Below are 23,168 nucleotides of genomic sequence, written 5' to 3' on the forward strand. Positions count from 1 at the left end.
GTCAGTTGGCGAGCGACTGGGTCTTGCCCTTCTCGTCCAGCGTGACATTGGGGACGCTGATCCACCGGATCCGCTTCAGCTGGTGGGTGTCCCGGTCCCAGGACCGGAACCGCATCGAGAAGTGTGTCGGGATCGTGCTCTTCGCGGACCGGTACACCGGGGTGACCTCGTAGACGGTCACCGTGTTCGCCGCGCCGGACGAGCGGATCCAGGCGTTGGCGTGCTTCTCGAAGTCCCGCATCGACACCTTCATCACCGGCCTGCTCTTCGCGGTGCTGTTGATGTTGATGCCGGCCTGCCAGCAGGTCACCAGGTTGCCGGTGGAGGCCTCGTTCGGGCCGCCGAGCACGGCCGGCACCAGGTGGCAGCGGGCCAGGCCGTTGCCGGACGCGCTCGGGAACGCCGCCGCGCCGGTCTTCTGCCCGTCCAGCCAGCCCGCCGGGTTGCCGGTGGGCGCGGTGGGGTGCCCGGACACGACCGGCTTCTCGAAGCAGGCCTCGCCCACCTCGGTGCGGCCCCCGGCGGCGCCCTGGTCGCTGCCTCCGGTGGGCCGGATCACGAAGTTCTTCCAGCCGGTGGTGCCGTGCGGGGTGGCCCCGGCCGGCTCCAGGTCGGCGCAGCCGACCGGATCCTCGTCGTCCGGGTCGGGCTGCGGAACCACGACGCCGGAACCGGAGGGCTGCGGGGCGGGCTCGGCGCCCCCGGTGGTGCCGGGGGCGGTGGTGGTGCCGGGTTGCGTGCCGTTCCCGGGCTGTGTGCCGGTCTGCCCTTCCGGCTCGGCCTGCGGTTCGGTCTGCGGTTCGGCCTGCTCCAGCAGGTCGTCGAGCAGGTCCTGACGCGAGAGCATCAGCCGCACCAGCGTCTTCACGTTGACCCTGGCCACCGCGCGCACGTCGACGGTGCCGCCGTAGGGCACGGTGTAGGGCACCCGGGCCCCGTTCATGGCCCGCGACTTCGCCTCGGCCTGGGCCTTCGCCCGGCTCAGAGCGCTGCGCAGCTCGGGGCCGGCCGAGGTGGTGGTGCACTTCAGCGTCTTGCTCTTGTCCAGCTTCATGGTGGTGACGGCGGTGCATTTCCCGGCGCCGGTCTTGCCGTCCACCTCGATGTCGGCGGTCAGCGAGGCCCGCACCGTGCCGGAGGTGACCTCGCTGTCCGAGCCGGCGGTGCGCGCGCCGGCGGTGATCCGGGCCGACACCGAGCAGCTGTACTCGGTGCAGTTGATCGCGGCCTGCTGCTCCAGATCGAGGACGACGCCCGGGTCGACCGTCTTCGCCGTCGTGCGGGCACGTTTCACGATCTGCTCGAAGGCCTCGTCCACCTGGGCCGCGGTGAGCTGGACCGGGGTGGCGGTGGCGGACGCCGCGGCCGGGCGCGCGAAGGAGACCGGATCGGCAGCACCGCCGGCCGTGCTGTCGGTGTCGGCTGTGTCGTCGGTGCCGGAGCCGGCCGAGAGCACCGGGACCGACATCAGCCGGTGCGGTGAGGACGCGCTCACCCGGACCGGCCCGGACGGCGTGGTGACGGTCAGCATGCCCTCGTCGTCCCCGTTCGTGGACGCCGTGGGCGTGGTGGTGGAGTCGGCCGCGGTGAAGTCGGTGGCCGGGTCGTTGAGGTCGTCCAGCACCCGCTGGGCCAGGTCGGACGGGTCGTCCGGGACGTCACCGAACGAGACCCCCAGGTACTCCGCGGTGGCTGGGCCGGCCTTCACCCAGGTCGCCGTGGTCTCGGTGGCGCTCGGCTGGAGCGCGTTGACCGAACTGGCCGGCAGCTGCACCGAGGTCACGCCGTCGGTGCGGATCACCGGGTACACGCCACCGCGGGCCTCGACCGAGCCGGTGTAGTCGCCGAACAGCGTGAGCTGCACCGAGAAGACGCCGTCGTCGTAGTGCGCCCCCGGCGCCTGCGCCAGCGCGAGCACGGCCTCCTCGAACGGTGCGCGCCGGTGGGCCAGCCGCACCGCGGCCGACTCCCCGGGCGCCGCGCCGTCACCCGCCGGGTCGTCCGCACCGCCCGACATCCGGACCACCGCCACCGCCCCGATCAGGAGCAGCACGAAGCCGGCGGCGAATCCCCAGATCAGGCGGGACGAACCAGGCCGGGGTGTGCCCGGCCCGGACGTCCATCCGCTGGAACCCTGCTGTGTCACGACCGCCCCCTGGATCTCCCTGCCCCCACTTCGGCGGTGGAGATTAGCAGGAAACGGTGTCTTTCATGGAGGTTCAGAGGCCGATGGTGGTTTCGTAGGCCTTCTTCACCCGCTGCGTCACCTCGGCCGGGTCGGCGTCCCACAGCTCCTGGTTGAAGATCTCCACCTCGATGTCGCCGGTGTACCCGGCGTCGAGCACCCAGCGGGTGACGGAGGCGAAGTCCACGTGCCCGTCGCCCATCAGGCCGCGCGAGAGCAGGGCGTCGGCGGGGAACGGGGTGATCCAGTCGCACACCTGGTAGGCCGCGATCCGTCCCTCCCGCCCGGCCCGGGCGATCAGGGTGGCCAGGTCGGGGTCCCACCACACGTGGAAGGTGTCCACGACCACCCCGGCCACCTCGGCGGGCAGGTCGCCGACGAGGTCGAGGGCCTGGTCGAGGGTCGAGACCACGCCCCGGTCGGCGGCGTAGATCGGGTGCATCGGCTCCACGGCCAGCACCACCCCGGCCGCGGCGGCGTGGCCGGCCAGCGCGGCCACCGCGTCGGCGGCCCGGGCGCGCGCGCCGCGCAGGTCCCGCGAGCCCTCCGGCAGGCCGCCCGCCACGAGCACCAGCACCGGCCGTGACCCGGGGGCCCCGGCCGCGGCCAGGGCAGCGGTCTCGTCGATGGCGCGCCGGTTCTCGTCCAGGGCCTGCTGCCGGGCCGCCGGGTCGGCGGTGGTGAAGAACCCGCCCCGGCACAGGCTGGAGAACCGCAGGCCGGAGTCCGCGACCAGGCGGACGGCCTCGGCCAGCCCCACCTGCGCCACCGGCTCGCGCCACAGCCCGATCGAGCCGATCCCGGCCCGCGTCGTCACCGACAGGGCGGTGGCCAGATCGGCGTACTTGATCGTGGCCTGGTTGAGCGACAGCCGGCTCACGGGTGCACCGCGCCCGAGGTGCCCGCCGTCCCCGGTTCACCGGTGACCAGGGCCGGGAGCTCGATCCGGCGGCCGGTGCGCGAGCTCTCCAGACCCGCCTCGGCCAGCCGCACGCCGCGCGCCCCGGCCAGCAGGTCGTAGGAGTACGGCCCGTCCTCGGCCACGTGCCGCAGGAACTGCTCCCACTGGGTGCGGAAACCGTTGTCGAACACGTCGTTGTCGGGCACCTCGGCCCAGTCGGTGAAGTAGTCGTGGGTCTCGGCCAGATCGGGGTTCCAGACCGGTTTCGGGGTGGCCGTGCGGTGCTGGGCCCGGCAGCCGAACAGCCCGGCGACGGCGCTGCCGTGCGTGCCGTCGACCTGGAACTCGACCAGTTCCTTGCGGTTCACCCGCACCGCCCACGACGAGTTCACCTGGGCGATCACGCCGCCGGCCAGCTCGAACACGGCGTAGGCGGCGTCGTCGGCGGTGGCCGGGTACTCCCGGCCCTGCTCGTCGGTGCGGTTGGGCAGGTGCGTGACCGCGCGCGAGTAGACCGCCTCGACCGGACCGAACAGGTTCTCCAGCACATAGTTCCAGTGCGGGAACATGTCCGCGACGATGCCGCCGCCGTCCTCGCTGCGGTAGTTCCAGCTGGGCCGCTGGGCGCTCTGCCAGTCGCCCTCGAACACCCAGTAGCCGAACTCGCCGCGGATCGACAGGATGCGGCCGAAGAACCCGGACTCGACCAGGCGGGCCAGCTTGCGCAGGCCGGGCAGGTACAGCTTGTCGTGCACCACGCCGTTCTTCACCCCGGCCGCCCGGGCCAGATCGGCGAGTTCCAGTGCCTCGCCGAGGGTTCCGGCAGTGGGCTTCTCGGTGTAGATCGCCTTGCCCGCGGCGATCGCCTGGCGGATGGCCGCCACCCGGGCCGAGGTGATCTGGAAGTCGCCGTAGACCTGCCACCGCGGGTCGCTCAGCGCGGCTCCGAGATCGGTTGTCCAGTCGGTGATGTCGTGCTTCTTGGCGATCTCCGCCAGCTTGCTTTCGCTGCGGCCGACCAGCAGCGGTTCCACCTGAACCCGGGTGCCGTCGGAGAGCGGTACGCCGCCGGCCTCGCGGATCGCGAGCACCGACCGCAGCAGGTGCTGCCGGTAGCCCATGCGTCCGGTGACGCCGTTCATGATGATCCCGATGGGCTCGTGTGCCATGCCGGCTCCTCGTTCTGTGGCGATCGGGCGCGGGTCGATCGGCGATTCGATGCTCGCGCACGGGAAAAGGCGGCAGGGGGCCGGCGGCGGATCCGCTGCCGCAACCCTGCGGTAAACGCTTTCCGCAAAGCCTGGCACCTGCGGCCGGTGCGGTCAACCATTCGCCCTGGCGCAGGCGGGGAATGGTTTGACCGGCTCTGATCGACTTCGCCGTGTCCAGATCGTGGCTAAAAGTTGTCGGCAAGCATTGCGGGGTCGGGCGTGAGCTGTTTCACTGGTCCCGCGCTGGATAGCGCTTTCCCCTGCGGCAACGTGGCTTGGCAGGTAAGGAGGTCGGCCTTGAGTGTGGTCAGTGAGATCCGGGCGCTGAAACAGCCCCCTGGAGGCTCCGGGCGCAAGGGGCGGGTCAGGACCCGTGACGGGAAGGCCGCCGCCGTCTTCCTCGCCCCCTGGTTGTTCGGGCTGGTCGTGATCACGGCCGGTCCCATGCTGATGTCGTTGTACCTGTCCTTCACGGACTACAACCTGCTCAGCAATGCGAATTTCACCGGGCTGGACAACATCCAGCACATGCTGAACGACGATCGTCTGGCGAAAAGCCTTACGGTCACCCTGATCTACGTGTTCGTCTCGACCCCGATCCAGCTGGCCTTCGCCCTCGGGCTGGCCGTCGTGCTGGACCGCGGGCTGCGCGGCCTGTCGCTCTACCGCTCCATCTTCTACCTGCCCTCGCTGCTGGGTTCCAGCGTCGCGGTGGCGGTGCTGTGGAAGCGGGTGTTCGGCGTCGACGGTCTGGTGAACCAGTTCCTGGCCGTGTTCGGGATCGACGGACCGGGCTGGATCTCCTCGCCCAGCACCGCGCTCTCCACGCTGATCCTGCTCCACGTCTGGACTTTCGGCGCCCCGATGGTGATCTTCCTGGCCGGCCTGCGGCAGATTCCCCGGGAGTTCTACGAGGCCGCCTCGGTCGACGGCGCGAGCCGGTGGCAGCAGTTCCGCACCATCACCGTGCCGATGCTGTCGCCCATCGTGTTCTTCAACCTGGTGCTCGGGCTGATCGGCGCGTTCCAGTCGTTCACCCAGGCCTTCGTGGTCTCCGACGGCCGCGGCGGGCCGTCCGACTCGACCCTGTTCTACACGCTGTACCTGTACCAGCAGGGTTTCGTGAACTTCAACATGGGCTACGCGTCGGCACTCGCCTGGCTGCTCCTGCTGATCATCGCGCTGTTCACGGCCATCAACTTCTGGGTCTCGAAATTCTGGGTTTTCTATGACAACTGACACGTCGGTGGCCCCGCCCGTGGCGCAGCCACCCCAGCAGCCCGCTTCCGTGCACACGTCCCGGCGCGGCGTCCGTTCCCGGATCGGCTCCGTGTTGCGTCACGCCCTGCTGATCCTGGCCGCGTTCGTGATGCTGTACCCGTTGCTCTGGATGATCGCCAGCTCACTCCGGCCGGACAACGAGATCTTCAGCAGCTACGGCATTTTCGTGAACACGTTCGACACCTCGCACTACCCGGACGGGTGGAACGCGCTGGCCCAGCCGTTCAGCGGCTACCTGCTGAACTCGGCGATCGTGGTGCTCGGGGCGATCCTGGGCAACCTGGTGTCGTGCTCGATGGCGGCGTACGCCTTCGCCCGGCTCGACTTCCCGTTCAAGCGCAGTGCTTTCGCGGTGATGCTGCTGACGATCATGCTGCCCGTGCACGTGGTCATCGTTCCGCAGTACATCCTCTGGGCGAACCTGGACCTGATCAACACGTTCGTGCCGCTGATCCTGCCCAAGTGGCTGGCCACGGACGCGTTCTTCATCTTCCTCATGGTCCAGTTCATCCGCGGCATCCCGCGTGAGCTCGACGAGGCCGCCCGCATCGACGGCGCCGGTCACGCCCGGATCTTCCTGCGGATCATCCTGCCCCTGATGGTCCCGGCCCTGGCGACCACCACGATCTTCACGTTCATCTGGACCTGGAACGACTTCTTCACCCAGCTGATCTTCCTGACCGACCCGAACCTCTACACGGTGCCGGTCGCCCTGCGCTCGTTCATCGACGCACAGGAGAACAGCTCGTACGGCTCGCTCTTCGCGATGAGCGTGGTGTCCCTCATCCCCATCTTCCTGGCGTTCCTGCTCGGTCAGCGCTACCTGATCCAGGGCATCGCCACCACCGGAGGCAAGTAATGAGCACCCCCTTCTCCCGCCGGTCACTGCTCGGCGGCGCGTTCGCCGGCCTGTCGATGGCCGGCCTGGCCGCCTGCGGCGTGAACAACGACACCGCGGCGGGCGACATCGCTCTGTCCGACGAGGACGTGACGCTGCGCCTGACCTGGTGGGGCTCGGACGCCCGGCACGAGGCCACCCAGAAGGTGATCGACGCGTTCCACCAGGAGAACCCGAAGATCACGGTCAAGGGCGAGTTCGCCGACTGGACCGGCTACTGGGACCGGCTGGCCACCACCTTCGCCGCCAACGACGCCGCCGACGTGGTGCAGATGGACGAGCTGTACCTGCGCACCTACGCCGACCGCGGCTCGCTGCTCGACCTGACCAAGACCAAGGAGTTCCTCGACACCAGCGGCATCGACGCCGTCACCCTGGCGGCCGGCCAGGCCGGTGGCACCCAGTACGGGCTGCCGATCGGCAAGGGCGCGCTGTCGGTCGTCACCAACAAGACGGTGTTCGACAAGTACGGCATCGACCTGCCCGACGACTCGTCCTGGACCTGGGAGGACTTCGCCCAGCTCTCCTCGGACATCGCCAAGGCCTCGGACGGCGACGTGGTCGGGGCCGGGGCCCTGGGCACCGAGGCCGCCCTGATCACGATCTTCGCCCGGCAGCACGGCGGCACCCTGTTCGACGACTCCGGCAAGGTGGTGCTCGACCCGGACGTGCTGGCCCAGCTGTGGGAGCTCACACTCAAGATGGCCGGTGACGGCGCGCCCTCGGCCGAGTCGTCGGCCGAGCAGCTCACCGCCACGCTGAACCAGACCTGGCTGGTGCTGGGCAAGCAGGCGATGAACTTCAACTACAACACCCAGATCTCCGCCCTCCAGGCGGCGGCGAAGGACACCGAGTTCGTACTGCTCCAGCTGCCGCGGTCGGCCGACGGCAGCTCGCCCGGCTTCTACTACAAGCCGTCGATGTACTGGTCCATCTCCTCGGGCAGCGAGCACCCGGCCGAGGCCGCGAAATTCGTGGACTACCTGACCAACTCGCCGGAGGCGGCGAAGATCATCGGCACCGACCGGGGCATCCCGGCCAACGCGCAGACGCTGGAGGCCATCCGCTCCTCGCTGGACGCCCCCTCGGAGCAGGCCGCGGCGTTCAACGACAAGGTGGCCTCGCTGGTCACCGACCCGCCCGCGCTCACCCCGGCCGGCGCCAGCGACATCAACAACCTCACCGGGCGCTACGTGCAGGAGGTGCTGTTCAAGCGGCAGACTCCGGCCGAGGCCGCGAAGAAGTACCTGGAGGAGCTGACCAGCGCCGTCGACAGCGCCTCCTGACCAGCCCCCACCGGTAGCCAGACCAGCATCATCCAGCGCAGGAGGGACACGTCATGCCCAGCGGCAGCAGGTACCGGGTGGCGATCGTGGGGGCGGGGGCGATCGCCGGGGCACACCTGAAGGCGGTCCAGGCCCTCGGTGACCGGGCCGAGGTGGTCGCGGTCGCCGACCTGGACGGTGACCGGGCCACCGGGTTCGCCACGCAACACGGTGTGCCGCAGGCGTTCACCGACGTCCCCACCCTGCTCGAGCAGGCCCGGCCCGACCTGGTGTCGGTCTGCACGCCGCCGGGGGCCCACCGGGAGACCGTGCTGGCGGCGCTCGCGGCGGGTGCCTGGGTGTGGTGCGAGAAACCGCCGGTGCTGTCGCTGGCCGAGTACGACGAGCTGGCCGGTGCGGAGGGTGAGCAGGGCCCCTACGTGGGGTACGTGTTCCAGCACCGGTTCGGCTCGGCCGCCCGCACCTTCCGCGAGCAGGTGGCGGCCGGCACCCTCGGCCGCCCGCACGTCGCGGTCTGCCACACGCTCTGGTACCGCGACCACGACTACTACGCGGTGCCGTGGCGCGGGAAGTGGGAGACCGAGGGCGGCGGCCCGGCGATGGGCCACGGCATCCACCAGATGGACCTGATGCTGTCGCTGCTCGGCGACTGGCGCGAGATCACCGCGCTGATGGGCACTCTCGACCGGGACGTGCAGACCGAGGACGTGTCGGTGGCCGCGGTGTCGTTCGAGAGCGGGGCGCTGGCCACCGTGGTGAACAGCGTGCTGTCGCCGCGGCAGACCAGTTACCTGCGGTTCGACCTGACCGACGCCACGGTCGAGGTGGAACACCTGTACGGCTACGACAACTCGAACTGGACCTGGACGCCGCGCGAGGGGGTGGACGCCTCCGGCTGGGCGCCCGCCACCGACGAGGCCAGCTCGCACACCGCGCAGCTGGGCGCCTACCTGGACGCGATGGACGCGGGGGAGCGGCCACCGGCCAGCGGCCACGACGGCCGCCGCAGCCTGGAACTGGTTGCCGCGCTGTACCAGTCCGCCATCACCGGGCAGCCGGTGCGGCGGACGGACCTGAAGCCCGGAAACCCCTTCTACACCGCACTCGACGGCGGCGGTCGCTACACGCCGCACCGTCCCGGGGAGGACGCCCGATGAGCACCGCTCTCACCGTCAGCCACCAGCACGGCCACAGCATCGCGCTGGGGGTGGGCCGGGTGGAGATCCTGCGTTACGTGTACGGCGAACAGATGCCCCAGTTCGAGGCGCCCAAGCCGTTCCTGCACCCGATCCGGACCCTGTCCGGGGCGCTGGTGTCGGCGTACCGGCCGTGGGACCACCGCTGGCACAAGGGTCTTCAGATGACCTGGTCGCACGTGTCGGGACAGAACTTCTGGGGCGGCAACACCTACGTGCACGGCACCGGCTACGTGCCGCTGGAGAACGTCGGCGGGATGCGGCACGACGGCTTCGGCGTCATCGAGCACGACGGTTCCGGCCTGACCCTCCAGGAGCGGCTGACCTGGGTGACCCAGGGCGGCGAGGAGTGGGTCTCGGAGACGCGCGGGCTGCGGGTGCACGACATCGACACGCAGCGCGGGTCGTACGCCATCGACGTCCACAGTGAACTGACGAACGTCCGGGGCGAGAACCTGGAACTGGGCAGCCCGACCACCCACGGTCGCGAGAACGCCGGCTACACCGGGTGGTTCTGGCGCGGGCCGCGCGGCCTGACCGGTGGCCGGGTGCTGGCCGCCGACGGGGCCGGGCCGGAGGCGATGGGCACACCGTCGGCCTGGCTGGCCTACACCGGGCCGAACGACGAGGTGGACGGCGAGGTGACGATCCTGGCGGTGGCCGGGAAGACGTCGCACGGCTCGCTGGAGTGGTTCGTGCGCAACGAGCCGTTCCCGGCGATCGCGCCGTCACCGGCCTTCCACGACGAGATCGTGCTGACACCGGGCGAGACCCTCACGCTCTCGCACACCTTCGTGATGGCCGACGGCGCGTGGACCCGGGACGACGTCGAGAGCTACCTGTCGCGATGAGCGCCCCGCTGCCCGGTGGGGTGGGCCTGAGCGCCCTGCGGGTGTATCCGTGGGAGGCGCTCGACGGTCTCTGCGGCGGCTCACCCCACCTGCATGTGTGCTGCACCGAGGCCTATCTCGTGGTCTCCGGCAGCGGCCGGCTGCACACGCTGACCACGGCCGGGTTCGAGGAGCACCCGCTCGGCCCGGGTGACATGGTCTGGTTCACGCCGGGCACGATCCACCGGGCCGTCAACGACGGCGACCTGCGGGTGCTGGTGCTGATGCAGAACTCGGGCCTGCCGGAGGCCGGGGACGCGGTGCTCACCTTCCCGCCGGAGCACCTCACCGACCGGGACACCTACCTGCGGGCCCGTGACCTGGCCGGGCCGGACGGCGTCCCCTCGGCCGAGCGCGCCCGGCGGCGCCGCGACCTGGCGGTCGAGGGCTTCACCGCGCTGCGGGCGGCCGGCCAGGCGGGCGACCCGAAGCCGCTGGAGCAGTTCCAGGCCGCGGCCGCCGCCCTGGTCACGCCGGTGCTGGAGGACTGGCGGGCGATCCTCGACACCGGTGCGGCGCAGGCGGTGCGGCAGACCACGGCCCAGCTCGACGCCCTGGCCGCGGGCGACCACTCGCACCTGCGCGAGGCCGCCGTGATCCGGCAGGAACGCCCGGCCCAGGACACCTTCGGCATGTGCGGCTTCCTCAGCGCCTACCCGATCCAGCCGTGATCCCGGTGGGGAACGGGACCGGAGGGACTCCCGGATGACCAGCAGCCCGACGACGTGCATCAGCCCTGATCACCCTGCGGCAGAATCGGTGCCATGCGTGACCTCGACAGAAGCTCCGGCGGCGTGCCCCTGGTGACGCTGGCCGACGTGGCCGCCCTGGCGGGGGTGTCGCTGGCCACGGCGTCGCGCGCGCTGAACGGGAGCAAGAACCGGCGGGTGGCCGACGACCTGCGTGAGCGCGTGCTGGAGGCGGCCCGCCGGCTGGACTACGCGCCCAACCCGAACGCCCAGGCGGTGGCCCGCGGGCGCACCGACTCGGTCGGCCTGGTGATGCACGACATCGCCGACCCCTACTTCTCCTCGATCGCGGCCGGGGTGATCGCCGGGGCCGAGGACCAGGGTCTGGCCGTCACCATCGCCACCACCGGGCGGCGGCCGGGCGCGGAGCTGGAGAGCGTGGCCCGGCTGCGGCGCCAGCGGGCCCGGGCGATCGTGCTGGTCGGCAGCCGGCTGTCCGACCAGGTCGCGACCGCCCGGCTGATCGAGGAGTTCGAGGCCTACGTGGAGGGTGGCGGCCGGGTGGCGGCCATCACCCAGCCGGTGCTGCCGGTGGACACGCTGGCCATCGAGAACCGGGCCGGGGCGCAGGCCCTGGCACAGGCCCTGGTCGAGCTGGGGCACCGCGAGTTCGCCGTGCTGGCGGGCGATCCGGCGGTGATGACCTCGCAGGACCGGCTGGCCGGGTTCCGCGACGGGCTGCGCCGCACCGGCACCCGGCTGGCCCGGGAGAACGTGCTGCGCACCGCCTTCACCCGGGACGGCGGCTACGAGGCGATGCGGCGGCTGATCGCCCGGGCCCCCGCGGTGTCGTGCGTGTTCGCGGTGAACGACGTGATGGCCGTGGGCGCGATGGCGGCGCTGCGGGAGGCCGGGCTGGTGGCCGGGCACGACGTGGCGATCGCCGGTTTCGACGACATCGAGACCCTGCGCGACGTCACGCCCGCCCTCAGCACGGTCGGGGTGCCGCTGCGTGACCTGGGCACCCAGGCGCTCGGGCTGGCGCTGCGCGAGTCCGGGACGCCGGTCGAGGTGGTGCGGGTGGCCGGGCACGTGCAGCTGCGCGAGAGCACACCGCCCGCCACCGGGCGCACCCTGGCCACGGCGCTGGAGGAGGCGCGCGTTCTGCGGGCGTGAGGCCGCCGGGACCGGAAAACGGCTCGCCGCGTGCGGAACGGGCGACGAGGATGGCCCGCATGACGAGTAGCGACCTGTGGACCGAGGACGACGCAGAGCACTACGACGAGGTGTCCGCCGGGTCCTTCGCACCGGGGGTGGTCGAGCCGGCGGTGGACTTCCTGGCCCGGCTGGCCGGTGACGGCCCGGCGCTGGAGTTCGCGAGCGGCACCGGCCGGGTGGCCGTGCCGTTGTCGCGGCGGGGTGTGCGGGTGAGCGGCATCGAGCTGTCCGAGCCGATGACCCGGCGGCTGCGCGCCCAGGTGCCGGAGAGCGAGCTGCCGGTGGTCACCGGTGACATGGCCACCACGCGGGTCGAGGGCGAGTTCACGCTCGTGTACCTGGTGTTCAACACCATCGGCAATCTGTGCACCCAGGCCGAGCAGGTGGAGTGCTTCCGCAACGCGGCCCGGCACCTGGCGCCCGGCGGGCGCTTCGTGATCGAGGTGGGGGTGCCGCCGCTGCGCCGCCTGCCGCCCGGGCAGGTGGCCGTGCCCTTCGAGGTGAGCGAGCGGCACACCGGTCTCGACACTTTCGACCTGGTGACCCAGCAGGCCACGTCCCACCACTACCACCGCACGGACGACGGGAGGGTGCGCTACGGCGCCTCGAACTTCCGGTACGTGTGGCCGTCCGAGCTGGACCTGATGGCCCAGCTGGCCGGGCTGGAACCGGAGCAGCGGCTGGCCGGCTGGGACGGCTCACCGTTCACCGCCGACAGCGAGAGCCACGTGTCGGTGTGGCGCCGGCCCCAGGCAGGCTGACCGGCGGGACGCCGGTGTGCCACCATGAACGGGTTCTCGGCCGTGCGGGGCGGCCGTGCAGTCACCGGTGCCTGCTGTCGTTCGGACGGTCTGGTCGGGGTTCCTCAGGTGCAGGCTGGCAACACCTGAGAGGCTTCCCATCGTGGCTGGTGTGGTCACCGGTTTCAGCATCATTCTCGTGGTCATCCTGGCCGGGCTGGGGCTGGCCGCGAGCGGCGTGATCCCCACCGAGGGCGCCCGCTACCTGAGCAAGACCGCCTACGCCGTGGCCAACCCGGCGCTGCTGTTCATGACCATGTCGCGGGGCGACCCGTCGGTGCTGGCCTCCCGGGCGGCCCTGGTGGCGTTCGTGTCGGCGGTGCTCAGTGGCCTGGTGTTCGTCGTCCTCTCGCGGTCGTTCTTCCGGAGACCGGTGGCCGAGACGACGATCGGGGTGACCTCGTCGTCGTACGCGAACGCCGCGAACATCGGCCTGCCGGTGGCCACCTACGTGGTGGGTGACACCACCGCGGCCGCGCCGCTGCTGATGCTCCAGCTGGTGGTGCTGGCACCGGCCGTGACCGCCGCGCTGGAGCTGGGCACCCGCGGGCGGCTCGACCCGCTCGCGATCGTCACGGTGCCGCTGCGCAACCCGCTGGTGCTGTCCACCCTGGCCGGGGTGGCGGTGTCGGTGGCCGGGGTGAGCGTCCCGGACGTGGTGGCGGCCCCGCTGGAGATGCTCGGCGGGGCGGCGGTGCCGCTCATGCTGATGGCGTTCGGGATCACGCTGTGGGGACGCCGCCCGCTGGCCGGGGCGGACCTGCCGCCGGTGCTCACGGCGACGGTGATCAAGACGATGGTGATGCCCACGATCGCCTTCCTGGTGGCCGGGCCGCTGATGGGGCTGCACGGGGCGGCGCTGTTCGCGGTGGTCGCGATGGCCGCGCTGCCGACCGCGCAGAACGTGCAGACCTACGCCATCTGGTACGGCGAGGGCGAGAACATCGCCCGCGACGTGGCCCTGCTGACCACGGTGACCTGCGTGCCGGTGCTCCTGCTGGTGTCAGCCCTGCTGACCTGAGCGGTGCGCTCAGGGCATCTCGTGCAGCTCGGCGGTGCGGATCCCGTCCAGGGCCTGACGCAGGTACTGCGGCAGCGTGAGCGGCGGGGCCTGGGGTTGCGAGAACAGCTCGGCGATGAACAGCGGGGCGTGCCGGGCCACCTCCAGAGGCGTGTAACGGCGTGGGTTCTCGTCGTCCTCGTGCAGCCCCAGGGCACCCGTGAGGACGACGACGAGCGCGTTCACGTCGAGGGCGGGGTACCAGCCGAAGGCCCGCCGGGCGCAGCCGCGGATCAGCGCCAGCAGGTCGTCGCTCGCCAGGCCGTCCGGGTTGAGGTGCTCCAGCAGGTCCCGCACCACGGCGCCGAGCACCAGCCTGACCTGCTCCGGCTCGCAGGCCGCCAGGGCGGCCGTGGCCTCCTCGAAGGCGGGGGCGTCGCCGGCCCGGGCCGCGGCCACCGCCTCGGTGGTGGTGCGGGCGATGGTGCGGGCGGCGGGTGGACCGGCCAGGGCGTCGGAGGTGGGCACGGGCCTATCCTGCCAGGCACGCCGTCGCCGGTACCCGCGGGAGGAAACGTCCATGATCGCCGCCCAGTACGAGATCACGCTGCCCACCGACTACGACATGAGCATCATTCACCGGCGCATCGCCGAACGCGGGGCAGCGCTCGACGACCGGGCCGGTCTGGGCCTGAAAGCCTATCTGACACGCGACGTCTCGGACTCCTCGGCGGTCAATGCCTATGCCCCGTTCTACCTGTGGCGCGACCCGGCGGCACTGGCCGCGTTCCACTGGGGCGGGCAGGGCTTCTCCGGCATCGTGCGGGACTTCGGCCGGCCGCAGGTGCGTACCTGGATCGGCGGCGGCTTCGAGCGTGGCCCGCGGATCGGCGACGTGCCCACCCACGCCCTGAAGCAGCTGCGGCCGCTGGCCCCGGACGCCGACCCGGCCGACGCGACGGCCGGGATCGTCGGCACCGCGGCGGAACTGGCCGCCCTGCCGGGCACGCACAGCGTGGCCTGGGGCCTCGACCCGACCCGCTGGGAGGCCGTGCTGCTGCGGCTGTCCACGGCCGGCCACCCGGACGGGGTGGCCGGCACGCGGTACCGGGTCGGTCATCTCAGCGCACCCGAGATGGCCGCGCTGTGAGCGCCTTCTAGCAGGGCCGGCGGGCCGGCCGGGCGGCGAGCAGCTCGTCGGCCAGCACGTCGTGACCGTCCTGGCGCAGGCAGTGGATCAGCGTGTCGTGGAACACCTCGCGCTGCGCCGCCGACCCGGCGATGTGGTCCAGCCGGGGGTACAGGTCTTCCAGGATCGGCGCGGCGTCGGCCCAGCGCCGCTCCACCACCGCGGTCAGCGCCTCGCACGCCGCCACGACCAGCGTGTGCATCGACGCCTCGGACGACCCCAGCGCGTGCTGCCGCAGCTGCGCCAGCCCGGCCACGTCGTCGGCCGCGGTCAGCGCGATCGCCGCGTACAGCGCGATGAACGGCGTCTGCGGTGTCTTCAGCAGGCCCTCGCCGATCGCCTCCAGCACCGGCCCGGCCGGGGGCAGGTCGCGGTCGTCGACGAGCCGCCAGCGCCACAGCAGCGACGCCGAGTCGATCAGCGCGCGCACCCCGGTGACCGCGGGCGGGGCCAGGTGCGTCTCGTAGCGCCGGCGCACTGCGTCCAGGTCGCCCAGCGCCAGCTCGTGAAGGGCCGCGTGCCAGGCGAAGTGGGCACGGTAGCCGGCCGACCGCCCGGTCTCGGTGACCCAGTGGTCCAGCCAGACCCGGCCCTCCTCGTGCTGGCCGGTCTCGTAGTTCACGTGGGTCTGCGCGTGCACCGCGTGCCCGGACGACGGCTCACAGGCCAGGGCACTCTCGGCCAGCAGCGCGGCCTCCTCGAACCGGGACTGCTCCTGCCGGGTGAACGCCAGCAGCGAGATGTACCACCAGTGGTCGCCGTACGCCGGGGCCAGCCCCTCGACCAGCGCCCACGCCTCCTGCTGGAGATCGGTGACGCCGGAGAACGCGATCGTGGGGACGGCGGCCGAGACCGCGAGCGCGTCGCGCGGGTAGGCGGCGATGTGCGCGATCAGGGCCTGGGCCCCGGAGTTGCGCACGTCGTTGACCCGGCGCTCGATCACGTCGACGAAGCTGCGCTCGCGGTCGTCGCCGCGCACCGTGATCGCCCGCTGGGCCTCGGCCAGCGACGCCCGCACGTCGGCGTGCGCGCCGGCCTCGTGCCCGAGCATGGCCAGCGCGGCGTGCGCCAGGGCGAAGTCCGGGTCGTGCTCGACGGCCTCGCGCAGCAGGTCCTCGGCACCGGCCTGGAGACGCATGACCCGCTCCAGGCCGGCGTTGAAACTGGCCGCCGACTCGGCGGTGGTGGACAGCGGCAGGCCGAGCAGGTCGCGCGGCCGGGCGATCGGGTGGTGCCCGCTGACGATGCGGCCGTCGGCCAGCCGGCGCGGCAGCGGGGCCAGGGTGTCGAGCAGCGTGGTGGCCAGTTCCCGGGCCTGGACCCGGATCTCGGGCACCGCCGTGGTCTCCCACAGCTCGCCGCGGCGCAGCGCGCCCAGCGTCCAGATCGGCGCCTCGGGGCTGCCCGCCGAGTCGATCAGCCGGCCGTTCACGGTGCGCAGTCCCATGCCGCCGGTGGAGACGGTGGCCGCGGCCACGCCGTGCACCGGCTTCAGCAGGTCGTCGAGCAGCGGGTTGCCGAGCTCCCGGATGTCGGTGCGCGGCCCGGTGCAGTTGACCACCCAGCCCACCTCGTGGGTGCTGCCGTCGGTCATCGTGACCCGCAGCCCGCCCCGCGACAGCGGCTGCGCCCCGGCCACCGTGGCGCCGGAGTGCAGGTGCAGGCGGCCCTGCGCCCGCAGCTGGTTCAGCTTGTCCGAGCTGGCCAGCGGCATGCGGTGACGCAGCACGTTCCAGTAGCCGGCGTCCTCGCGCAGGAAGGCGAGCCGGTCGGCGTCGCTCATCCGGCTCCACAGGTTCTGCACCTGCACCCGCAGGCCGTCCAGGGCCGGGCGCCAGTCGCCGGAGGAGCGGACCACCTCGCTGAAGTGCCGGTGCACCCGCTTGCGCAGTTCCTCGATGCCGGTGTCCCAGTCCGAGACGTCCGGGATGGTGGCCAGTTTCGGGCTGCGGGCGTGCGTGCGGGGCAGCCGGCCGCTGCGCGAGACGACGTGCAGCGCCCGGTCGTCGCGGCCCTCGCCGGTGAGCGACAGCGCGACGTCGACCATGGTCAGGCCCGCGCCGACGACCAGCACCGGGGCCGGGCCGCTGCGGTCGCGGCGGATCACGTCGAGCGCGCCGGGCGCCCACGGGTCGGGCACGAAGAACGGTGAGGAGCGCAGGGTCTCGGGGGCCCAGTCCCAGCCGGCGGCGGGCAGGCCGGTGGCCACCACCACGGCGTCGGCCCGGTAGGTGCGGCGGGCGGTGGACACCTCGGCCCCGGCCCCGGAACGCCGCACGCGCAGCGCCTGCTGCTGCACGTGGCGCAGCGACACCTGGCCGCCCGCCGTGGCCAGCGACTCGCTGAGCAGTTCGCGCACGTAGCGGGAGAACTCGCGGCGTGAGGTGAAGTCGTAGGGGAGGGAGGGGCGGTCCGGGTCGTCCTCGGCGCGCCAGGCGACGAAGTGCCCGGGCTCCTCCGGCAGGGCGGTCATGCCGCTGGCCGGGACGTTGAGCAGGTGCCGGTCCTCCGGCGTGCCGAAGGCCACGCCCCGGCCCAGCAGGTCGGACGGTTCCAGCACGACGATGTCGACGCCGGTGGACCGGCGGGCCGCCAGCCGGGCCAGGTGGACGGTGACGAGCGTGCCCGCCACACCGCCGCCCACGATCAGGATGGTCGGCCGTGCTGCCCGGTCAACCGCCATGTTCGGTGCTCCTCGTCTCGCGGTAAAGCTGAGTTTCTAGATTAACAAGATTGAGTTTGCGGGTGCTCCCGCGCCGCCGGGCGGAGCCGAGCGGCGCGCGTGATCCGAACGGTAGAGGGTCCGCGGCGCACTGGCCAGGCTCGCCGGCTGGCCGCCGGCTGTGGGAGATCCGCAGGCCAAGGGCCGGTTGGGGGCGGGCCAAGCGCGGATTGGCCGCGGCTACCCGAAGAACGTCCACAGCTCCTGCCGGGTGTGCTCGGGCACCACCCAGTAGAGGAACAGCGGCGTCGCCAGACCGGCCAGGGCCAGCGTCCAGGTGTACCGCCGGCGGCCGGAGCGGCGCACCAGGGGCGCGGTCAGGGCCAGCCACAGCACGGTCAGCAGGCCGGGGACGACCACCAGCGCCAGCAGGCGCACCCCGGAATCGCCGGCCACCCGGGAGACGCCGGGGTCGCCGGACCGGAAGGAGGAGGCGAACAGCACCGACGGCAGGATCGCGACGACCCCGGAGACCACGCCGAGCACCGTGGCGAGCAGGGTGAAGAACCGCTGCGCGGGACCGATCGCGGAATCGGCCGGACGACGTTCCGGGCGACGGGTACGGGTACGGGCGGGGGGCACCCGCGCAGCCTAGTGATCTTGGGCGCGCCCGGCGCACCCCTCAGCCGTGCAGGCGCCGTTCCAGCAGGGCCAGCACGTCCGAGGCCGCCCGGCCGGTGACGAAGAAGTGCCCGCCCGGGAACACCTCCAGCTCGAAACCGCCCGTGGTGTGCGCACTCCAGGCCGCCACGTCGGCCACGGGCGTCTCCGGGTCGGCGTCCCCACCCAGCGCGGTGACCGGTGCCGCGACCGTGGCCCCGGGCGTCCCCCGGTACAGCTCGGCCGCCCGGTAGTCGGCCCGCAGCGCCGGCAGCGCGGCCCGCATCAGGTCCGCGTCGTCGAGCACCGCCGGCGCCGTGCCGTCGAGCCCGCGCAGATGACCGAGCAGGCCGGCGTCGTCCATCAGGTGCACCCGGCCGTCGTGGAGCACCGACGGGGCCCTGCGCCCGGACACGAACAGCCGGGCCACCGGCAGCCCGGCCGCCTCCAGCCGCCGGGTCAGCTCGAACGCCAGCGACGCGCCCATGCTGTGCCCGAACAGGAACAGCGGCAGGTCGTCGAGCGGCAGCAGCACCGGGGCCAGCCGGTCGGCCAGGGTCGCGAGATCCGGCAGCGGCGCCTCACGGCCACGGTCCTGCCGCCCGGGGTACTGGATCGCCAGCACGTCGGCGCGCGGGCTCAGGGCACTGGCCACCGGCAGGTACCAGGACGCCGAGCCACCGGCGTGCGGCAGGCACACCAGCCGGGCCGTCGCGGTGCTGGTGGGCCGGAACCGGCGGATCCACGGATCGGAGGGCATGACGTCAGCGTGCCCTGAGAACGCCCGGAAACGGGCGATCCGGGCACGACTGTGCGCCTGATCACCCGCCTCACCCCACCCCCCTCACCGGCCGGCACTCAAGACCGGGCCCACCGCGGCCGATGTCCTGCGACGGCGGTGGAAGGGGGAGCCATGCGGGCGGTGCGCGGGGCATGCGCGGCCGTCGTCGTGCTGCTGGCCGTCTACTGCGTCGTCGTCGCCCTGGGCACCACCGGGGGACGGCACCTGCCGATCGGGGTGGTCAGCGTCTTCACCGGCGCCGTCATCGGCGGCTGCGCCCTGGTCTGCGGCCTGCGCGCGTACCGGGAGCGCTCCGACCGCGCCGCCTGGGCCTGCGTCTGCGCCGGCCTGGTGTCGTACACGGCCGGAACCCTGCTCTGGCAGCTGGTGCTCCAGAACCGGGTGCCGCCGCCCTACCCGTCGTCGGCCGACCTGCTGTGGCTGACCCTCGACCCGCTGTGCATCGTCGCGATCTGGCTGATGGTGCGCTCCCGGCTGGGGCGCCGGATCAGTGCCCTGCTCGACGGCGTCGTCGCCGCGCTGGGTGTCGCCTCCCTGGCCACGCTCTACGTGCTGCCCGGGATTACCGACGACGCCGGGGCCTCGCTCGCCGCCGTCGTCACCAATTTCGCCTATCCACTGGTCGATCTCGCGCTCGTCGCGTCGGCGATCGGCGGCACGGCCGCCCTCGGCGCCTGGCGCGAGCGCACCTGGCTGCTGCTGACCGCCGGCTTCGCCCTGTTCACCGTCGCCGACACCTGGTACCTCTGGCTGGTCGTGGCCGACACCTTCCGGCCCGGTGACTGGAACGACGTCTGCTACCTGGTCGCCCTCGTGCTGGTCACCCTGGCCGCGCTGCGTCCCGGGCCGGCCGGCGAGACCACCGCTCAGGGACGGCGAAGAGACCGCGAGTTCCTCGTCCCCCTGCTGTTCGGCCTGCTGCCGCTGTGGGTGCTGGTGGCCGCGTCACTGCGCACCGGCCGGGCCCCGCTGCCCACCGTGCTGCTGGCGGTGGCCGGGCTGGTCGCGCTCGCCGCCCGCACCGCCCTGGCCATCCGCGAGGTGGTCGCGTTGACCGACCAGCGCCGCCTGGCCCGCACCGACAGCCTCACCGGACTGCCGAACCGGCGCGCGCTGTACGACCTGCTCGGTTCCGGTGCGGACGGCGCCGTGCTGATCATCGACCTGGACCGGTTCAAGGAGATCAACGACGCCCTCGGCCACCAGGTCGGCGACGAGCTGCTGCGCCGGGTCGCGGAGCGGCTGGCCGCGACGGTGCCCGCCCCCGGCCTGGTCGCGCGGCTGGGCGGCGACGAGTTCGCGGTGCACCTGCCCGGCACACCCCGCGAGGAGGCCGCCCGCACCGCCACCGCCCTGCTGGCCGTGCTGGAGGAACCGTTCACCGTGGCGGGGACCGTGCTGCACGTCGGCGGCAGCATCGGGATCACCGCCCCGGCCCCGGGCACCGCGGTGGGCCGGGCACTGGCCGAGGCCGACATGGCGATGTACCGGGCGAAGACCGCCCGCACCGGGTTCGCGGTCTACGACGACGCCGACGCGAGCACCGCCTGGTTCCGGCTGGCCACCGTGGAGGCGCTGCGCCTGGCCCTGGACGAGCGGCGCCTGACCCTGCACTTCCAGCCGATCGTGGACGCCCGCACCCGGCTGCCCGCCTCGGCCGAGGCCCTGGTGCGCTGGACCGATCCCGAGCGCGGCCCGGTGCCGCCGGACGTGTTCCTGCCGCTGGCCGAGCACGCCGGGCTGATGCCCACCCTCACCCGCGCGGTGCTCGACCTGGCCTTCGAGGAGGCCCGGGCCCTGCGCGCCCTGGGCCACGAGCTGCCGATCTCGGTGAACCTGTCGGCCAGCGACCTGCTCGACGGGCGGCTGGAGCACGAGGTGGCCGACCGGCTGGCCGCCGGTGAACTGCCGCCCTCCGCGGTGAAGATCGAGATCACCGAGTCCCTGCTGGTGGACGCCCGGGGCCGGGGCGGCGACCTGCTGATGGCGTTGCGCGACCTCGGGATCGAGCTGCTGGTGGACGACTTCGGCACCGGCTACTCCAGCATGGCCTACCTGCACGACCTGCCGGTCTCCACGCTGAAGGTGGACCGCTCGTTCACCAGCCGGCTGGGCGCCGACCCGCGCACCGGGGTGATCGTCAGCTCGACCATCGACATGGCCCACCGGCTGGGCCTGGACGTGGTGGCCGAGGGCGTGGAGACGCAGGAACAGCTCGACTGGCTGCGGGCCGAGGGCTGCGACCTGATCCAGGGCTACCTGACGTCGCGCCCGCTGCCGGCCGCCGCGCTGCACGAGTGGCTGGGCAGCGTGCGGGCCGTCGACCCTAGCTCTTCAGGCACAGCGTGAGCAGCGAGCGCTCGATCCGGGTCACCAGCTGCCCGGACTGCGGGGCGCCGTCCACGGTGAGGGAGATCCGGTAGGTGGTGGTGCCGGAGAGCACCTCCAGGGTGCCGTCGCCGGTGAGCACCGCGGCGTCGCCGGGGCCCTTCAGCCGGCGCGCCCCGGACTGGTCCACCTGCTCCTGCGCGGAGGTGTCGAAGTCCTCGGCGGTGACGTCGTCCGCGGTGGACACCCGGACCTGGGTGCCGTCGGCCAATTGTGTGGAACCGCTGACGCTCCAGTGGCATCCGGCGCCGGTGGAGGAGACCGGCGTGGCCTCGCCGCCGGTCACCCCGGAGACCTGACCGGCGGTCAGGAGCGTGCACGGCCCGCCGCTGTCGGCGGCGAGCTGCGGGCCGGACGCCGATCCGGTGGGGCCCGGGGTGACCATCGCGGCGACGGCGCCGGCCGCTCCCGCGGCGGGCACCTCGTCGACGAAGAGGTTGGTGGCGAGCATGCCGAGACCGAGCAGCGCGGTGACACCGAGAAGGGCGACGATCGATTGGCCAGTCTTCGGTGTCATGGATTTTTTCCCTCAGGTCGGTGGGCGCGCGGGACATTTCGTCATACTTGTCCGGGTAGGCGCAAATCCGTATGTCCGAGGGATTCCGGAGAGTGACCCGCCTACCCGCCAGCCGCGTAGTCGGCGTCCATCGCCGCGAACATCTCCGTCCCGGTGCTCTGCCCGCTGAAGATCTCCTGGAGTCCGCTCAGCATCGTCTGCTGCACCCTGGGGTTCGGCCACAGCTGGTCCATGAAGGGCACGGTGCGGTCGTTGTCGATGAAGGTCGCGACGTCTTCGAGGGCCGGGTCCACGGTCGCTCCGCTGTCCGGCAGCGCGGGCAGGCCGCCCTGCGCCTCGACGAAGAGTTTCATCCCTTCCTGTGACATCACAAAGGAAATGAACTCCAGCGCCAGCTCCCGGTTCGCCGTCTTCGCATTCACCCCGTACCCGGCCCCGGCGGCGGCCGGGATCAGCAGCCGGTCCTCCTCGTCCGTGCCCGGCAGCGGCCGGAACGTGAACGAGGCGTCCGGGTTCTTCTCCTTCAGCAGCGACACGATCCAGTTGCCCTGCACCACGCCGAGCGTCCTCCCGGTGGCGGCCAGGGTCTGCGAGGCCTCGTAACTGGTTCCCAGGGCGTCCTTCTGGAAACACCCGGCGTCGTCCATCTGCTGGTACTTCGCCAGCGCGTCCTCCCAGGCCGACCCGGTGAAGGTGGCCTGCCCGGCCGCCATCCGGGTGTCGAAGTCCGGGTCGCCGGGGTAGAGCGTGCCGGCCACCAGGGCGTAGAGCACCAGCTGGGTGACCCAGTTGTCCTGGATGCCGAGGGCGTAGGCGGGTGTTCCCTTCCTCGCCGCCGCCTCACAGAACGGCAGTACCTCCGGCCAGGTGGCCGGGGCGGTGAGCCCGGACTTCTCCAGGGCCCCGGTGTTGTAGATCGCGCCGATCGCGTTCAGCCCGTAGACCGCGTTGTAGGTTCTCCCCCCGTAGCGGGTCACGGTCTTCAGCGCGTCCGGATACCGGTCGGCCCAGGGCTGGTCGGAGAGGTCGAGCAGGTAGCCGGGTTTCGCGAGCACGTAGGTGGCGCCGGGATTGCCGTTGCCCGGCCACACACTCATCACGTCGGGGGCGGTGCCGGAGGCCAGCTGGGTGCGGATCTGCTGCTGGTACTGGTCGGCGGCGCTGGTCGTGTACTCGACCTTCACGCCGGGGTGGGCCTTCTCGAACGCCGCGACGACCGGCTCGATCGATCCCTGGTCCACCGAAGCCAGGGTGAGGGTCCTGGAGCCGCCGTCCCCGTCCCCGTCGCCGCCGGAGGCGGCCCTGGTGCCGCCCGCGCAGGCCGCCAGCAGGGCGGTGACCGTGCCGAGCGCGACCAGTGCCGATGATCGTTGCCACAGAGTGCGTTTCATGGTG

At 72.3% G+C, this 23,168-nt stretch carries 20 protein-coding genes; 11 read left to right on the plus strand and 9 right to left on the minus strand.

What is annotated here, in order from left to right; genetic code table 11:
• Position 1: 1 nt before the first annotated feature.
• The 3 genes from KIH74_RS22130 to KIH74_RS22140 all read right to left on the minus strand — a co-directional run bounded on the left by KIH74_RS22130 (position 2) and on the right by KIH74_RS22140 (position 4,255).
• A complete protein-coding gene (locus KIH74_RS22130; protein WP_214158019.1) occupies positions 2-2,146 on the minus strand; it encodes a hypothetical protein in 2,145 nt (714 codons plus the stop codon).
• 73 nt (positions 2,147-2,219) lie between these two features.
• Entirely contained in the window at positions 2,220-3,065 is an 846-nt protein-coding gene (locus tag KIH74_RS22135) for a sugar phosphate isomerase/epimerase family protein (RefSeq protein WP_214158020.1), read from the minus strand.
• The gene (locus tag KIH74_RS22140; RefSeq protein WP_214158021.1) at positions 3,062-4,255 is read right to left on the minus strand and encodes a Gfo/Idh/MocA family protein; all 1,194 of its coding nucleotides are present in this window, start codon (positions 4,253-4,255) and stop codon (positions 3,062-3,064) included. Before KIH74_RS22140 ends, KIH74_RS22135 begins: the two co-directional genes overlap by 4 nt.
• 357 nt (positions 4,256-4,612) lie before the next feature.
• Between KIH74_RS22140 and KIH74_RS22145 the strand changes: the two genes are divergently transcribed.
• From KIH74_RS22145 to KIH74_RS22185, 9 genes are all read left to right on the plus strand, one after another.
• Positions 4,613-5,536 (plus strand): carbohydrate ABC transporter permease, encoded by a 924-nt coding sequence (locus KIH74_RS22145; protein ID WP_372492112.1) that lies wholly within the window; start codon positions 4,613-4,615, stop codon positions 5,534-5,536.
• Positions 5,526-6,437, plus strand: coding sequence for a carbohydrate ABC transporter permease (locus KIH74_RS22150; protein WP_214158022.1), 912 nt, complete (start codon positions 5,526-5,528; stop codon positions 6,435-6,437). Before KIH74_RS22145 ends, KIH74_RS22150 begins: the two co-directional genes overlap by 11 nt.
• Positions 6,437-7,762 (plus strand): ABC transporter substrate-binding protein, encoded by a 1,326-nt coding sequence (locus KIH74_RS22155; RefSeq protein ID WP_214158023.1) that lies wholly within the window; start codon positions 6,437-6,439, stop codon positions 7,760-7,762. Before KIH74_RS22150 ends, KIH74_RS22155 begins: the two co-directional genes overlap by 1 nt.
• Positions 7,763-7,815: 53 nt before the next feature.
• Positions 7,816-8,919: a Gfo/Idh/MocA family protein gene (locus KIH74_RS22160; RefSeq protein WP_214158024.1), complete on the plus strand. Its 1,104-nt coding sequence runs from the start codon at positions 7,816-7,818 to the stop codon at positions 8,917-8,919.
• On the plus strand, positions 8,916-9,809 hold the full coding sequence (locus tag KIH74_RS22165; protein ID WP_214158025.1) for a DUF6807 domain-containing protein: 894 nt from the start codon (positions 8,916-8,918) through the stop codon (positions 9,807-9,809). Before KIH74_RS22160 ends, KIH74_RS22165 begins: the two co-directional genes overlap by 4 nt.
• Positions 9,806-10,519, plus strand: coding sequence for a cupin domain-containing protein (locus tag KIH74_RS22170; protein WP_214158026.1), 714 nt, complete (start codon positions 9,806-9,808; stop codon positions 10,517-10,519). The genes KIH74_RS22165 and KIH74_RS22170 overlap by 4 nt, the downstream gene beginning before the upstream one ends.
• Before the next feature lie 93 nt (positions 10,520-10,612).
• On the plus strand, positions 10,613-11,713 hold the full coding sequence (locus tag KIH74_RS22175) for a LacI family DNA-binding transcriptional regulator (RefSeq protein WP_214158027.1): 1,101 nt from the start codon (positions 10,613-10,615) through the stop codon (positions 11,711-11,713).
• Positions 11,714-11,772: 59 nt separating this feature from the next.
• Positions 11,773-12,516 carry a class I SAM-dependent methyltransferase gene (locus KIH74_RS22180; RefSeq protein WP_214158028.1) on the plus strand — a complete coding sequence of 248 codons (744 nt, stop codon included), beginning with the start codon at positions 11,773-11,775 and terminating at the stop codon, positions 12,514-12,516.
• Between the two features lie 142 nt (positions 12,517-12,658).
• Entirely contained in the window at positions 12,659-13,576 is a 918-nt protein-coding gene (locus tag KIH74_RS22185) for an AEC family transporter (protein WP_214158029.1), read from the plus strand.
• A 9-nt stretch (positions 13,577-13,585) separates the two neighbouring features.
• Here the strand turns inward: KIH74_RS22185 and KIH74_RS22190 are convergent, their stop codons facing one another.
• A complete protein-coding gene (locus KIH74_RS22190) occupies positions 13,586-14,083 on the minus strand; it encodes a hypothetical protein (RefSeq protein WP_214158030.1) in 498 nt (165 codons plus the stop codon).
• Between the two features lie 52 nt (positions 14,084-14,135).
• On the opposite strand from KIH74_RS22190, the gene KIH74_RS22195 reads away from it, so the two are divergent.
• Complete coding sequence (locus KIH74_RS22195; protein ID WP_214158031.1) at positions 14,136-14,705, plus strand: DUF4865 family protein; 570 nt, start codon at positions 14,136-14,138, stop codon at positions 14,703-14,705.
• Between the two features lie 7 nt (positions 14,706-14,712).
• Here KIH74_RS22195 and KIH74_RS22200 read toward each other — a convergent pair whose 3' ends face one another.
• The 3 genes from KIH74_RS22200 to KIH74_RS22210 all read right to left on the minus strand — a co-directional run bounded on the left by KIH74_RS22200 (position 14,713) and on the right by KIH74_RS22210 (position 18,826).
• A complete protein-coding gene (locus KIH74_RS22200) occupies positions 14,713-17,427 on the minus strand; it encodes an FAD/NAD(P)-binding protein (protein ID WP_214158032.1) in 2,715 nt (904 codons plus the stop codon).
• Positions 17,428-17,646: 219 nt separating this feature from the next.
• A complete protein-coding gene (locus tag KIH74_RS22205) occupies positions 17,647-18,048 on the minus strand; it encodes a hypothetical protein (RefSeq protein ID WP_214158033.1) in 402 nt (133 codons plus the stop codon).
• Between the two features lie 40 nt (positions 18,049-18,088).
• Positions 18,089-18,826 carry a thioesterase II family protein gene (locus KIH74_RS22210; RefSeq protein WP_214158034.1) on the minus strand — a complete coding sequence of 246 codons (738 nt, stop codon included), beginning with the start codon at positions 18,824-18,826 and terminating at the stop codon, positions 18,089-18,091.
• Positions 18,827-18,979: 153 nt separating this feature from the next.
• Here KIH74_RS22210 and KIH74_RS22215 point away from each other — a divergent pair, with 153 nt between their 5' ends.
• Positions 18,980-21,217, plus strand: coding sequence for a putative bifunctional diguanylate cyclase/phosphodiesterase (locus KIH74_RS22215; protein WP_214158035.1), 2,238 nt, complete (start codon positions 18,980-18,982; stop codon positions 21,215-21,217).
• Here KIH74_RS22215 and KIH74_RS22220 read toward each other — a convergent pair.
• The gene (locus tag KIH74_RS22220; protein ID WP_214158036.1) at positions 21,195-21,773 is read right to left on the minus strand and encodes a hypothetical protein; all 579 of its coding nucleotides are present in this window, start codon (positions 21,771-21,773) and stop codon (positions 21,195-21,197) included. The two genes, KIH74_RS22215 and KIH74_RS22220, sit on opposite strands and share 23 nt — an antisense overlap.
• Before the next feature lie 101 nt (positions 21,774-21,874).
• The gene (locus KIH74_RS22225) at positions 21,875-23,164 is read right to left on the minus strand and encodes an ABC transporter substrate-binding protein (protein WP_214158037.1); all 1,290 of its coding nucleotides are present in this window, start codon (positions 23,162-23,164) and stop codon (positions 21,875-21,877) included.
• Positions 23,165-23,168 lie beyond the last annotated feature (4 nt).

The organism is Kineosporia corallincola (genome assembly GCF_018499875.1).
GTDB lineage: Bacteria > Actinomycetota > Actinomycetes > Actinomycetales > Kineosporiaceae > Kineosporia > Kineosporia corallincola.